The organism is Yoonia sp. (assembly GCF_036007805.1).
Taxonomy (GTDB): Bacteria; Pseudomonadota; Alphaproteobacteria; order Rhodobacterales; family Rhodobacteraceae; genus Yoonia.
In genome coordinates this window covers 1-13,419 of sequence record NZ_DASYOK010000064.1, presented here as the reverse complement: position 1 = coordinate 13,419, position 13,419 = coordinate 1, and the positions used below count along the sequence as shown (strand labels likewise).

General features: G+C 58.1%; 14 protein-coding genes and 1 tRNA gene. 8 read left to right on the top strand and 7 right to left on the bottom strand.

The genetic code is table 11. The annotated features are described in order from the left end of the window. Nucleotides 1-17: 17 nt before the first annotated feature. Nucleotides 18-103, bottom strand: a tRNA-Leu gene (locus VGP75_RS03965). A 249-nt stretch (nt 104-352) separates the two neighbouring features. On the opposite strand from VGP75_RS03965, the gene VGP75_RS03960 reads away from it, so the two are divergent. Together VGP75_RS03960 and VGP75_RS03955 are read left to right on the top strand one after the other, a co-directional pair. After that, a complete protein-coding gene (locus VGP75_RS03960; protein ID WP_327542421.1) occupies nt 353-931 on the top strand; it encodes a YqaA family protein in 579 nt (192 codons plus the stop codon). Next, complete coding sequence (locus VGP75_RS03955; protein WP_327542420.1) at nt 928-1,419, top strand: disulfide bond formation protein B; 492 nt, start codon at nt 928-930, stop codon at nt 1,417-1,419. The genes VGP75_RS03960 and VGP75_RS03955 overlap by 4 nt, the downstream gene beginning before the upstream one ends. Here VGP75_RS03955 and VGP75_RS03950 read toward each other — a convergent pair. Then, the gene (locus VGP75_RS03950; protein WP_327542419.1) at nt 1,376-1,795 is read right to left on the bottom strand and encodes an Lrp/AsnC family transcriptional regulator; all 420 of its coding nucleotides are present in this window, start codon (nt 1,793-1,795) and stop codon (nt 1,376-1,378) included. The genes VGP75_RS03955 and VGP75_RS03950 overlap by 44 nt on opposite strands. A gap of 86 nt (nt 1,796-1,881) precedes the next feature. Between VGP75_RS03950 and rocF the strand changes: the two genes are divergently transcribed. Beyond that, on the top strand, nt 1,882-2,811 hold the full coding sequence (rocF, locus tag VGP75_RS03945) for an arginase (RefSeq protein WP_327542418.1): 930 nt from the start codon (nt 1,882-1,884) through the stop codon (nt 2,809-2,811). After that, complete coding sequence (gene ocd, locus VGP75_RS03940; RefSeq protein WP_327542417.1) at nt 2,808-3,854, top strand: ornithine cyclodeaminase; 1,047 nt, start codon at nt 2,808-2,810, stop codon at nt 3,852-3,854. The genes rocF and ocd overlap by 4 nt, the downstream gene beginning before the upstream one ends. A 208-nt stretch (nt 3,855-4,062) precedes the next feature. On the opposite strand, the gene VGP75_RS03935 is transcribed toward ocd, so the two are convergent. After that, complete coding sequence (locus tag VGP75_RS03935) at nt 4,063-4,329, bottom strand: usg protein (protein WP_327542416.1); 267 nt, start codon at nt 4,327-4,329, stop codon at nt 4,063-4,065. Between the two features lie 195 nt (nt 4,330-4,524). Between VGP75_RS03935 and gyrA the strand changes: the two genes are divergently transcribed. The 3 genes from gyrA to gluQRS all read left to right on the top strand — a co-directional run bounded on the left by gyrA (nt 4,525) and on the right by gluQRS (nt 9,524). Next, nucleotides 4,525-7,269: a DNA gyrase subunit A gene (gene gyrA, locus VGP75_RS03930; RefSeq protein WP_327542415.1), complete on the top strand. Its 2,745-nt coding sequence runs from the start codon at nt 4,525-4,527 to the stop codon at nt 7,267-7,269. Nucleotides 7,270-7,333: 64 nt separating this feature from the next. Continuing rightward, nucleotides 7,334-8,692, top strand: coding sequence for a methylenetetrahydrofolate--tRNA-(uracil(54)-C(5))-methyltransferase (FADH(2)-oxidizing) TrmFO (gene trmFO, locus VGP75_RS03925; protein WP_327542414.1), 1,359 nt, complete (start codon nt 7,334-7,336; stop codon nt 8,690-8,692). A gap of 1 nt (nt 8,693) precedes the next feature. Next, a complete protein-coding gene (gluQRS, locus tag VGP75_RS03920) occupies nt 8,694-9,524 on the top strand; it encodes a tRNA glutamyl-Q(34) synthetase GluQRS (RefSeq protein WP_327542413.1) in 831 nt (276 codons plus the stop codon). On the opposite strand, the gene hisI is transcribed toward gluQRS, so the two are convergent. Continuing rightward, the gene (hisI, locus tag VGP75_RS03915; protein ID WP_327542412.1) at nt 9,521-9,865 is read right to left on the bottom strand and encodes a phosphoribosyl-AMP cyclohydrolase; all 345 of its coding nucleotides are present in this window, start codon (nt 9,863-9,865) and stop codon (nt 9,521-9,523) included. The two genes, gluQRS and hisI, sit on opposite strands and share 4 nt — an antisense overlap. A 66-nt stretch (nt 9,866-9,931) precedes the next feature. Here hisI and VGP75_RS03910 point away from each other — a divergent pair, with 66 nt between their 5' ends. After that, nucleotides 9,932-10,378, top strand: a complete 447-nt coding sequence (locus VGP75_RS03910; RefSeq protein WP_327542411.1) for an iron-sulfur cluster assembly scaffold protein — start codon at nt 9,932-9,934, stop codon at nt 10,376-10,378. A gap of 180 nt (nt 10,379-10,558) precedes the next feature. On the opposite strand, the gene VGP75_RS03905 is transcribed toward VGP75_RS03910, so the two are convergent. From VGP75_RS03905 to VGP75_RS03895, 3 genes are all read right to left on the bottom strand, one after another. Beyond that, nucleotides 10,559-10,681, bottom strand: coding sequence for a hypothetical protein (locus VGP75_RS03905; RefSeq protein WP_278247265.1), 123 nt, complete (start codon nt 10,679-10,681; stop codon nt 10,559-10,561). 103 nt (nt 10,682-10,784) lie between these two features. Further along, a complete protein-coding gene (gene recG / locus VGP75_RS03900) occupies nt 10,785-12,875 on the bottom strand; it encodes an ATP-dependent DNA helicase RecG (RefSeq protein ID WP_327542410.1) in 2,091 nt (696 codons plus the stop codon). After that, on the bottom strand, nt 12,872-13,419 hold a 548-nt coding region (locus VGP75_RS03895), incomplete at its 5' end, for a helix-hairpin-helix domain-containing protein (RefSeq protein WP_327542409.1). The genes VGP75_RS03895 and recG, both read right to left, overlap by 4 nt.

Below are 13,419 nucleotides of genomic sequence, written 5' to 3'. Positions count from 1 at the left end.
CATGCAAGTAGGACCAGTGGTGCCGATGGAGAGACTCGAACTCTCACGATATTGCTATCGGGGGATTTTGAATCCCCTGCGTCTACCATTCCGCCACATCGGCAACAGCGCTTCTCCTAATATGCAAGCCAGGGCGCGTCAATCGCGATTTGCGCCAATTGCTCCCTTGAAAATGTGTCGCAATCCACAAGGTTGCCAGTGTTCTCGGGTCGCTTTCTTATCTGCGGCATGGCGCCGACAATCAGCCCCCTGCTCGTGGTGGTTTTGGAAACCGTCCAGATGCCACCATGTCAACACAAGCTTGACGAGCGAGACACTTCATGGCCTAAGGCAGAAAATCACCGGGCAGACGATGTTACGCAGGCTTTATAACTGGACCATTTCAAGCGCGAGATCGCCCTACGCCCTGTGGGTGCTGGCGTTCGTGTCCTTTATTGAATCCTCGTTTTTCCCCATCCCGCCCGATGTGCTGATGATCCCCATGATCATTGCGCGGCCTTCGCGGGCCTTTCTGATTGCCGCTATTGCCACCGCCGCTTCTGTTGCCGGTGGTTTGTTCGGCTACTACATCGGCGCTGTGCTGATGGAGACGATCGGCCAGCCGATCCTCGAGCTTTATGGCAAGGACGCCAGTTTTGCCGAGATGTCGGCGGTGTTTAATGAATATGGCGCATGGGCTGTGGTGGTAGCGGGTGTGACCTTCCTGCCATTCAAGGTGATCACCATCGCCTCGGGCGTCACCGGCCTGCCCTTGTCGGTCTTCATCGTGTCTTCCATTTTTGCGCGCGCGCTGAGGTTCTTCCTTGTCGCAGCACTTTTGTGGAAATTCGGCGCACCCATCCGCGACTTTATCGAACGTCGGCTCGGATTGGTGTTCATCGTATTTTGCGTGCTCCTCATCGGGGGATTCGCTATGATCGGGCTGTTATGACCAGAAACCTGATGATCTTGTTGTCTGCAGGTGGATCTGCTGCGTTGTTGGCAGGTGCTTTTCTGTTTCAGGCCTTGGGCTATCCGCCCTGCGCGATGTGTCTGTGGCAACGCTGGCCCCATGCGGCCGCAATCCTGATCGGTGTACTGGCATTGCGGTTTCCGGGCCGTGTACTGCCTTTGCTTGGCGCCATTGCCGCCGCAACGACCGCAGCCATTGGCGTCTTTCACACCGGCGTGGAACGGGACTGGTGGGAAGGCCCGAGCAGCTGCTCTGGCGGGCGCGGTTTGGAGGGGCTGACCGGCGCGGACCTTCTGACCATTACAGGCCCGCGCGTTGTAATGTGCGATGAGGTCAGCTGGGAGCTCTTTTCGCTCTCCATGGCCAGCTGGAACGCGATTTTGTCGCTTGTTCTGGTGATCGGTTGGATCATTGCATTCCGTCTTAGCGCCGCGTCGACAGCAAAAGATTCGTCTCGGAGCGCGTAACGCCATCCAGACGCCGGATCGCAAACAGGGCCTGATCGAATTTTTCCAGCGTATCGGTCCCGATCTCGGCGATCAGATCCCATGTGCCGTTCGTGGAATGGACCGCCTGCACCTCGGGCATCCGTTGCAGTTGCTTCATCACCTTTTCAGCCCCGCGCCCTGCGATTTCCAACATCATCAGACCGCGCACGGGATCAGGCCGCACGTCTGACCGCGTCAGCACCGTAAACCCCGCGATCTCGCCCCCTTGGACTAGCCGGTCAAGACGCACGCGCACCGTGCTGCGGGTGACGCCAAGCTGATCGGCAAGCTCGGACAGCGACGCGCGCCCATTGCGTTTCAAGGCCGCGATCAGGTGAGCGTCCAATTCGTCCATTGCAACCATCCAAATTGTCTAATCCATGACCATTTTGCACAATTTGTTGGCTTAACCCATCCCCTGTTTTGAGCAAAACTCTGACCATGACAAAAAAACACTGCATATTGATTGGGGCCCCTGTGGACTGTGGCAAACGCCGCCAAGGTTGCCTGATGGGCCCCGACGCTTACCGCACGGCCGGCATCGCAGAGGCGATCAGAAAACTTGGCCATACGGTTGAGGATATGGGCAATTTGGCACCTGCCGACGTCACCGTCGCCGCGCCGAAAAACCCGCTCGTGCATAAGCTGGCGGAAAACGTCGGTTGGGCGCAGACCCTGATGGCCGCCGCACAAGAGGCAGCCCCCCGCGGGATGCCGATCTTCTTGGGGGGCGATCACGCTTTGGCCGCGGGCACCGTCGCAGGCATGGCCGCCCATGCGCAAAAGATGGGACGTCCCTTCTTTGCGCTTTGGTTGGATGCCCACAGTGATATTCATACGCCCGACACCACCGACAGCGGCAATTTGCACGGCACACCCGTGGGTTACGTGACAGGTCGTGATGGATTTGACGCCTTCCCGCCCTTGCCCGCCAAGGTCGAAACGCAAAACATTTGCATGATCGGCCTGCGTTCTGTCGATGAGGCGGAACATGCGGTACTGGCGGGCGGTGATGTCGAACTGGTCGATATGCGCCGGATTGACGAGGAAGGAATCAGCACCCCGCTGAAAGCCTTTCTTGAGCGTGTCGCGGCCGTGGATGGGATGCTGCACGTATCGCTGGACGTCGATTTCCTTGATCCTTCCGTTGCCCCTGCCGTCGGTACCACCGTGCCAGGCGGTGCGACCGTGCGCGAAGGGCATCTGGTGATGGAAATTCTCTCGGACAGTGAACTCGTCACATCGCTCGACCTTGTCGAGTTGAACCCCTTCCTTGATGACCGCGGCACCACCGCAAACCTGATGGTCGATCTGACCGCATCGCTTCTTGGCCGTCGCGTCTTTGACCGCCCAACACGAGACAAAAAATGAGCTTGAAAGCATCGCAGCGGGCCATGGTGCCCTTCGTCAGCGTCGATAACATGATGCGCCTCGTGCATCACATCGGGATCGAGGCATTTCTTGCCGATCTCGCAAGTGAGATCGAATCGGATTTCGCCCGTTGGGAGTTGTTTGACAAAACGCCCCGTGTGGGCAGCCATTCGGATGTTGGTGTCATCGAGTTGATGCCAACGTCTGATGGTGAATTCTACGGCTTCAAATATGTCAACGGCCACCCCAAGAACATGAAAGAAGGTCTACAAACGGTCACCGCCTTTGGTGTTCTCTCGGACGTCTATAGCGGTTATCCGGTGCTGTTTTCCGAAATGACGATCCTGACCGCGCTGCGCACTGGTGCTATGTCGGCCGTGGCAACAAAGCACCTTGCATCCAAAGACGCCAAGACCATGGCGATGATCGGCAATGGCGCGCAGTCGGAATTCCAGTGCCTCGCAATCAAGGCCGTCTGCGGGATCGACAATATCCGCCTATACGACATCGACAGTGCCGCAACCGAAAAATGTATGAAAAACCTTGCTGGACTGGGTTTTCACATTACCCCCTGCGCAACGCCGGAAGAGGCGATTGAAGGTGCCGATGTGATCACTGTCGCCACCGCCGACAAGGACATGCAAACGATCCTCACCGATAATATGGTGGGGGCTGGCGTGCATATTAATGCCATTGGCGGCGATTGCCCCGGCAAGACGGAATTGCACCGCGATATCGTCGCGCGGTCTTCTATTTTCGTGGAATACCCGCCGCAAACGCGGATTGAAGGTGAAATCCAGCAGATGCCGGAAGATCACCCTGTAACCGAGCTTTGGCAAGTGATCACCGGCGCGCAGACTGGGCGCAAATCAGCCGGTGAAGTGACGCTTTTTGACGGTGTCGGCTTTGCCATCGAGGATTTCAGCGCACTGCGCTACGTCCACCGCAAGATCCAGGATACGCCTTTCTATCTTGATCTGGACCTGATCGCGGATCCTGATGATCCGCGTGATCTTTTCGGGATGATCAAACGCGCGGGATAGGCGGTTTTCTGTAAAGACGCATTATCTATCTTTTCGAAAGAATTAGCTGCGATTAAGGGTAGGCAAAGAACGAAAAAGGTATTTCTTCATGCACAAACGCACCCTTGCCCTGACCGCACTCATTGGCCTTCTCACACTCGCGGCCTGCAGTACGCCTGCCCGTGATATTCCGCTTGTTCCACAACCGACGCCGGGACAATTCTAACGCTTAGTGATAGGTAAATTCGCCCGTCACATGGCGCCATTCACCCGGGCTGATCATCTTGCGGTGGACAAACCGCACGGAATGCAGCGGACCTTCCAGCTCTTCGCGCCAAAAGCTGATGAAATTCAAAAGCTTGTTGTGGTCGGGTGCCAGATCATAGTCCTGCCATACAAAGGTGTTCAGAACATGCGGGTAATCCGGCATGTGATAGAACATCTCGGCTGTGGTCAGCCCGTAGCCTTTCAGCATCAATTCGGTTTCGGATGACATGTTTTTTCCTCTGCTCAGGTGAACCTCAAGTCCATGATTCCACCGGATAAATTTATGTCAACAAAAACAATATATTAGCAGCATGTGTCCGTGGCTGCTAACGCCTGATTGCATCCATCATTGCACCCCATATCAAGTGTCTGATAGAGTGGCTGCAACCAGATGTAGCAGTCCAAAAACCAACAGGCGGATCACGTGAACGATACCCCAGAAACACCTGAAAACGATGAAGAAAACCCGCCCATGCGTCCTGCGTATGAGGGGCCTTCTGTCACGATCGAGCATGAGCTGAAGACCAGCTATCTGGATTACGCCATGAGCGTCATCGTGTCGCGCGCGATCCCGGATTTGCGCGATGGTCTGAAACCGGTGCACCGCCGTATCCTCTATGCGATGCACGGCACGGGCAACACACCGGACAAACCTTACCGGAAATCTTCGCGCCCTGTGGCCGAGACAATGGGTAAATACCACCCCCACGGTGACAGTGCGATCTATGACGCGCTGGTGCGGATGGCGCAGGATTTCTCGATGTCGCTGGTGCTTTTGGATGGTCAGGGCAACTTTGGCTCCATGGATGGCGACCGCGCGGCGGCCTATCGCTATACCGAGGTGCGGATGGACCAGCCGGCGGTTTATCTGCTGGCCGATATTGACAAGGACACCGTTGATTTTCAGGACAACTATGATGGCAAGGACCGTGAGCCGACGGTTCTGCCTGCCCGCTATCCCAATATGCTGGTCAATGGCGCGGGCGGTATTGCCGTGGGGATGGCCACGAATATTCCGCCGCATAACCTGGGTGAAGTCATCGACGCGACGCTCGCGCTGATCGACAACCCTGACATGACGTCAGAGGAGTTGATCGACTACATCCCTGCCCCCGATTTCCCCACCGGCGGGATCATTCTGGGCCGTGCGGGTGCGCGCAAGGCCTATCTGGAAGGCCGCGGGTCTGTAATTGTCCGTGCCAAAACCGTGGTCGAGGAAATTCGCAAAGACCGCTATGCCATTGTGATCAATGAGATTCCCTATCAAGTGAACAAAGCCTCAATGATTGACCGGATCGCCGAGGCTGCGCGCGACAAGAAGATCGAAGGCATTGCCCATGTGCAGGACGAATCCGACCGCAATGGCGTGCGCGTGGTGGTCGAACTCAAGCGTGATGCCACCGCCGAGGTCGTCCTGAACCAGCTCTTCCGCTTTACACCGATGCAAACCTACTTTGGCTGCAACATGCTTGCGCTGAATGGCGGCAAGCCTGAGCAACTGACCCTGCGTGCCTTTTTGACCGCTTTTGTGGATTTCCGCGAAGAAGTGGTCGCGCGCCGGACGGCGTTTGAATTGCGCAAGGCGCGTGAACGCTCGCACCTGCTTTGCGGTCTGGCCGTTGCCGTTACCAATATTGATGAGGTTGTGGCGACCATTCGCTCGTCCGCCGATGCCGCGACAGCGCGCGAAAAGCTGATGACACGCCGTTGGCCTGCGGAAGCGATCCTTGAATATATCAAGCTGATTGATGATCCGACCCATCCCGCAAACGAGGATGGCACCTATAATCTGTCCGAAGCGCAAGCGCGCGCAATCCTTGAGTTGCGTCTGCAACGCCTGACACAAATCGGTGTGAAAGAAGTCACCGACGAGCTGCAGGAACTGGCTGGCAAGATCCGTGAATACCTTGAAATTCTGGGCTCACGCGAACGGATCATGCAGATCATCCGTGATGAGCTTACCGAGGTGCGCGATCTGTTCGCCGTGCCGCGCCGCACCGAAATCGTCGACTGGTCAGGCGACATGGAAGACGAAGACCTGATCGAGAAAGAGGACATGGTCGTCACTGTGACCTCGGGCGGCTATATCAAACGCACCGCCTTGGCCGATTTCCGTGCGCAACGACGTGGCGGTAAGGGTCTGTCGTCCATGGCAACCAAAGAAGAGGATGTGGTCACCACCCTCTTCGTGGCCAATACGCACACTCAGCTTTTGTTCTTCACGACCGATGGCATGGTCTACAAGCTGAAAACATGGCGTTTGCCGCTTGGCAGCCGCACCGCCAAGGGCAAGGCGATCGTCAATATCCTGCCAATTCCGCCCGGTGTTTCCATTGCCGCAATCATGCCTGTGGACCGCCCCGAGGAAGAATGGGACGACCTGCAAGTGGTCTTTGCGACCTCTGCGGGCACTGTGCGCCGCAACAAGCTGTCGGATTTCACCAATGTCATGCGCAACGGCAAGATTGCGATGAAATTTGAAGATGAGCATGCAGACACGACGCTCATCAACGCACGCATTGCATCTAATGAAGATGATGTGATGCTGATCACCGATAGCGGACGCGCCATCCGTTTCCCCGCAACCGACGTGCGCGTCTTCAACTCGCGCAGTTCGGTGGGTGTGCGCGGCATCCGTCTGCAAGGCGACGACAAAGTCGTGTCCATGTCTATCATCCGTCACTTCAAAGCCGAGGCGGAAGAGCGCGCGGCCTATCTGAAGATGCGCCGCGCGATGGCGGGTCTGGCCGATGATGCCGAAGTCGATGACGAGGAAGAGGCCGTGGCCGGTGCGATCAGCCCCGAACGCTATGCGGAAATGTCTGCAGCCGAAAACCTGATCCTGACGATCACGGCCAAAGGATCGGGCAAGCTGTCTTCAAGCCATGACTACCCTGTGCGCGGGCGCGGCGGCATGGGTGTTGCCGCGATGGACAAGGCGATGCGCGGCGGGCCTTTGGTCACGTCCTTCCCTGTTGAAATGTCCGACCAGATCATGCTGGTCACATCTACGGGCCAGTCGATCCGCGTGCCGGTTGAAGGGATTTCCTTCCGCTCGCGTGGGGCTGGTGGCGTCAAGGTGTTCGACACCGGAAAGGGCGAAACGGTGGTCAGCGTCGCCTGGATTGCCGATCAGGGTGAAGAGGACGAAACGCCCATGACAGAATAAACCAAAAGGCCCGCAGATTGTCGCGGGCCTTTTCTTTTGCGGGGCTGCGGATTAGATCACGCATATGGATAAAACACTCAATATCATCGGCGGCGGCATGGCCGGATCAGAGGCAGCCTGGCAGGCGGCGAACGCGGGCCTGAAAGTTGTCATTCACGAAATGCGCCCCAAGGTCGCAACCTTTGCGCATCGTACAGGCAACCTTGGCGAAATGGTGTGTTCCAATTCGTTCCGGTCGGATGACCATGAACAGAATGCTGTAGGCCTGCTTCACTGGGAAATGATGCAGGCTGACGGGCTGATCATGCACACCGCCCATAAACACCGCCTGCCTGCGGGCGGCGCGCTGGCGGTGGACCGCGATCCTTTCGCCGAAAGCGTGACAGCGGCGCTCAAGGCCCATCCAAATATTTCTGTGTCTTATGAAGAGATTAAGGCACTCCCTGAAAGTGGGAACTGGATCGTCGCGACAGGTCCCCTGACGTCGGGCGCTTTGGCCGAAGCGATTCAGGCCGAAACCAGCGCCGAGGCGCTTGCCTTCTTCGATGCGATTGCACCGATTGTCTATCACGAGAGCATCAACATGGATGTGGCATGGATGCAGTCGCGCTATGACAAAGGCGAAACCGAGGCGGAGCAGACCGCATACCTGAATTGCCCGATGACGAAGGCGCAGTATGAGGCGTTTGTTGATGCGCTCTTGGACGCCGAAAAGACCGAATTCAAGGAAGGCGAGACCGCTGGCTACTTTGACGGCTGCCTGCCGATCGAGGTGATGGCCGAACGCGGGCGCGAAACCCTGCGCTTTGGGCCGATGAAACCCGTCGGCCTGACCAACGCCCATGATCCGCAAAACAAGCCCTATGCGGTGGTACAATTGCGCCGCGATAATGCCTTGGGCACGCTTTACAATATCGTCGGTTTTCAGACCAAGATGAAGTACGGCGCGCAAAAAGCTGTTTTCAAAATGATTCCCGGCCTTGAAGATGCGGAATTTGCGCGGCTGGGCGGGATCCACCGCAACACATTCATCAACTCGCCTACCTTGCTTGACGATCAAATGCGCCTGCGCAGCCGACCCAATATCCGCTTTGCAGGGCAAATCACTGGCGTCGAAGGCTATGTCGAAAGTGCTGCCATGGGCCTTTTGGCGGGGCGTATGGCAGTTGCCGAAATGACGGGACGCAGCCTTGCGCCGGTGCCAAACACCACCGCAATGGGTGCGCTTGTCACGCATATCACCGGCGGGGCCGAGGCAAAGACGTTTCAGCCGATGAACGTCAATTTCGGGCTGTTCCCACCGTTGGATGGCGTCAAAAGCGGCCGCCGTGGCCGCAAAGAGCGCTACAAAGCCTATACCGACCGCGCCAAGATCGACTGGCAGGCATGGCTGGGCCAGACGATGCTGGACGCCGCCGAATAGCGTGCTGACGCGGTTTGCCCCCTCACCCACCGGTCCTTTGCATCTTGGACACGCCTATTCGGCGCTGACAGTCTGGCAGGTTGCGCGTGACATGGGTGGCACCGCCTTACTGCGGATCGAAGATACCGACAGCACGCGCGTGCGTCCCGCACATGAGGCGGGCATATACGAAGATCTGGCATGGCTCGGGCTGTCATGGCCGACACCGGTGCGTCGGCAGTCCGACCACTACGCGGATTACAACGCCGTTCTGGACCGGCTTGGCAAAGCGGGTCTGATCTATCCGTGCAGTTGCACACGCCGCCAGATTGCAGATGCGGGTGCCGTGCCGGGGGCCGACGGGTTGGTTTATCCTGGCACCTGTCGCCACCGCACAGTGGGTGATGCACAGGCAAGCGATGGGCTGCGGTTGGATATTGGCAAGGTTTTAGAGCGGGTTGATGGCCCGCTGCAGTATCTTGAAATCGGGACCGACGCGCCCGCGTTGATCAAGATCACCAAAGATACCCTGATCAATACCATCGGTGACCAGATCCTGCGGCGCAAGGACACGGGCGATCCGGCCTACCACCTTGCCTGCGTCGTCGATGATGCACTGCAAGGGATTACGCATGTGGTGCGCGGGATGGACCTTTATGATCTGACGCCGCTGCATGTGCTGATGCAGGCGCTTTTGGGCTATCCGACACCCGTCTATCATCACCACGCGCTGATTACGGACGCGGCTGGCAAGCGGCTGGCAAAGATTGATCATTCGAAGGCGCTGGCCCGTTACCGTGCCGAAGGTGCTACGCCCGCAGATATCAAGAACATGATCGGCTGGCGGGATTAGTCGGTGACCTCTTCGCCGTCACGTACAACAGTGAAAAAGCAACTGCGCGCGCCTGTGTGACAGGCCGGCCCCGTCTGGTTCACCCGCACCAAGAGGCAATCACGGTCACAATCTACGCGGAAGTCCACCAGTTCTTGCGTGTTTCCACTGGTCGCGCCCTTTATCCAGAATTCCTGACGTGAACGCGACCAATAGGTGACGCGCCCTGTCTCAAGCGTCTGCGCCACGGCATCGGCGTTCATCCATGCCATCATCAGCACCTCACCTGTTGCAGCATCTTGCGCAATCGCAGGGATCAGGCCTGCGTCGTTATAAAGCAGGGTTGCGGGATCGAAGGGCATATCAAAAACCTTTGCAAGCGGGGCGGCCCGCACTATCTAATGGGGTGTAAGAAAAAGGGCAACGCGATGTCGGCGGAAAACGATCTGATCAAACTCTACTCGGGGCGTATTCTGGCGCTGGCGGCGGATATGCCGCGCACCACGCGTCTGGACCATCCGACAGCGACCGCGAAAAAGCGGGCCCCTTTGTGCGGCTCAACAGTGACCGTGGATCTGGAACTGACCGATGGTGTGATTACGGACTACGGGCAGGATGTGAAAGCCTGCGCTTTGGGTCAGGCCGCGGCAGCTGTGGTTGGCGCGCATATCGTGGGCCTCACCCTCGATCAGGTACAAGCTGGTCGTGATGCGCTTTATGAGATGCTCAAATCAGATGGCCCCGTACCTGCTGCCCCCTTTGGCGATCTTGAGGTTCTCCAACCCGCTAAGGACTATAAGAACCGTCACGCGTCGATCATGTTGGCCTTTGATGCCACTCTGGACGCCCTGCACAGCCAACAGGCCAGCGCATAAAAAAACCGCCGCACATCCGGGCAGATGGCGGCGGCAGGTTTGAAAACGTACACAACTCGGTCCAGTATTCCATGGGGAGAGGCAAAACCCCCGCTTTGGATATCAGACAGGCAGGTCATCCAGCATTGCATTCTTGGGACAGGGCAATGTGACAGACCGGGTCGCGCACGTCTCGGCAGGTCAGATCAGCCCGGGCAAGGCCAATCCAACAATCAACATGACCATGAGGGCGGCAACACCCAAAGCATCTGCAACAATCGTGTCGCGGGAGCGTGCAATAACGGATTTGATCTCTTCAGCCATTGGTGTGTTCTCCTCATGTTCTGTTGCTACTTTGTTCTCACATCATTAACCACCTGTAAAGAACTTTTATAGAACATTTGAGAACATTTTGTGATTAATGAGGTTAACCCACTGATATTAAACGGATCGCTTTGTCCTGCTCCATCAGCCAAAGGAGCGTTCTGGCGGCCTTGCCGCGGGGTGTTTCCAGTTTCGGGTCGTCATTGAGCAGTTTGCGTGCGTCGGTTTGGGCCACTGCCATCTGGCCTGCCTGCCGTTCAAGATCGGCAATCCTGAACCGTGGAATGCCCGACTGGGCGGTACCAATCACATCGCCTGCACCGCGCATAGCCAGATCTTCTTCAGAAATCCGGAAACCGTCTTCGGTTTCGCGCAATATCTCAAGCCGGCGTCGCCCGCTTTCGCTTAATGGCGCCTGATAGAGCAACAAACAGGTCGATGCCGCAGACCCCCGCCCGACCCTGCCCCGCAGTTGGTGCAATTGCGCAAGACCAAAGCGGTCTGCATGTTCAATCATCATGATCGAGGCGTTGGGCACGTTGACGCCCACCTCGATCACTGTAGTTGCGACAAGCACCTTGGTGTCGCCTGCCACAAACCGTGCCATAGCCGCGTCTTTTTCCGATGGTGGCATCTGGCCATGAACCAGCCCCACAACCCCCTCGCCCAATGCCGCGCGCAATCGCTTGAACCGCTCTTCGGCGGCGGTCATGTCAACGACTTCGCTCTCTTCGACCAAGGGACACACCCAATAGGCTTGCCGCCCTTGCGCCACCGCATGCCGGAGCTTTTCCACCACCTCGTCCATCCGCGCAACCGATACCAGCGCCGTCTGCACAGGCGACCGCCCGGGCGGTTTTTCATCAAGCACAGACACATCCATATCCCCATATTGCGCGAGCGCGAGCGAACGCGGAATGGGCGTGGCCGTCATCACCAGCACATCAACCGCCTGCCCCTTTGCGCCCAACTGCATCCGCTGGGCCACCCCGAAACGGTGCTGTTCATCAATCACGGCAAGGCGCAAGTCATTGAAGGCGATATCTTTTTGAAACACCGCGTGGGTCCCGACAAGGATGTCGATCTCTCCCTTTGCGAGGGCGTCAAGCTTGGCCGCACGGACGGCACCCTTGTCGCGCCCTGTCAGGATATCCAAAGTTACACCGGCAGATTCCGCCAAAGGCCGCAACCCGTCCAGATGCTGGCGTGCCAGAATCTCGGTCGGCGCCATCATCACGCCCTGCCCGCCTGCTTCGACCACAGCCAGCAATGCCATCAGCGCAACGAGCGTCTTGCCCGACCCGACGTCGCCCTGAAGAAGCCGGTTCATCCGCAAAGGCGTGGCCAGATCTGCGACGATTTCAGCAATGGCATGGCTTTGTGCACCGGTTGGTTTGTACGGCAAAGCCTCAAGAACCTTTGTGCTCAGCACGCCTGTTGCCTGCGACGCGCGCCCTTTGGCCCGCCGTGTGGCCGCCCGCGCCAAAGCCAGCGTCAACTGGTGCGCGAAAAGCTCATCATAGGCCAGTCGTTCCCGCGCCAGCGCATGGGGCGACAGGTCGGACGTCGATTGCGGGCTATGTGCGGCCCGCATCGCCGCCGCCCAATCCGGCCAGCTCTCACGCGCCTTCAAAGCCGGATCAATCCATTCCGGCAGGTCCGGCAGCAAGGAAAGCGCCGACCGTGTCGCCTTCCACATCGCTTTTTGCGTAATACCGGCGTGCAGCGGATAGACCGGTTCGAATGCCGGAATATCGGCCGCCTCGGCCACGGGCAGCACGTGATCGGGATGGACGATCTGCGCGATGTTGTCAAAAATCTCGACCTTGCCGGACACGACCCGCCTTTGGCCCGTCGGCAACAGCCGCTGCAGATAGTCACCGCGCGCATGGAAAAAGACCAGTTGAAACGAGGTTTCCGCATCTTCAACATGCACACGGTAAGGCCGCCCGCGCGTGCGCGGCGGATGGTGCTCACCCACCGTCACCTCGACAGTGGCGACAGCGGGCGGCACAACCTCACGGATGCTGGCCCGTCTGTGGCGGTCCACGCCTGAGGCGGGCAATGTCATCAGGATATCAAGCGGCTTGGCGATGCCCACAGCCTCAAGGATTTGCGCCGATTTCGGGCCGATCCCGTCAAGCTTCGTCAGCTCTGCAAAAAGCGGAAAAAGGATTTCGGGCCGCCCGCTCATGCGTCGCCGATCAGGGCAAGCCAGGCGTCTTCGTCCATCGTCTCAACCCCAAGATCGGCCGCTTTCTTGGCCTTTGAACCCGCACCAGGGCCCGCGATCAGGATGTCTGTTTTCGCGCTGACCGACCCCGAAACTTTGGCGCCAAGGCTTTCGGCGCGTGCTTTTGCCTCGGCCCGCGTCATGCGTTCGAGCGTGCCTGTGAAGACCACAGTCTTGCCCGCAACAGGGCTGTCGGTGGCCCGCGCTTCGGCATCCTGCACGGAAAGCTCTGCGATCAGGCGGTCAATTGATGCGCGCTCGGCCTCTTGTTGCATGGTCGTCACCAGCGATGTGGCCATCACAGTGCCCACGCCGTCGATCCCGATCAGGTCTTCCCAGGCAGCGCCCGCGCCGATTTCCGCAGTGGTCATGGCCTGCTCGAACGCATCCCAAGACGCGTAGTGGTTGGCCAAAAGGGCCGCGCTGTTTTCGCCCACATGGCGGATCCCGAGCGAGAAGATCACGCGCGCGAGCGGAATTTCGCGTTTCTCGTCAATGGCATCAA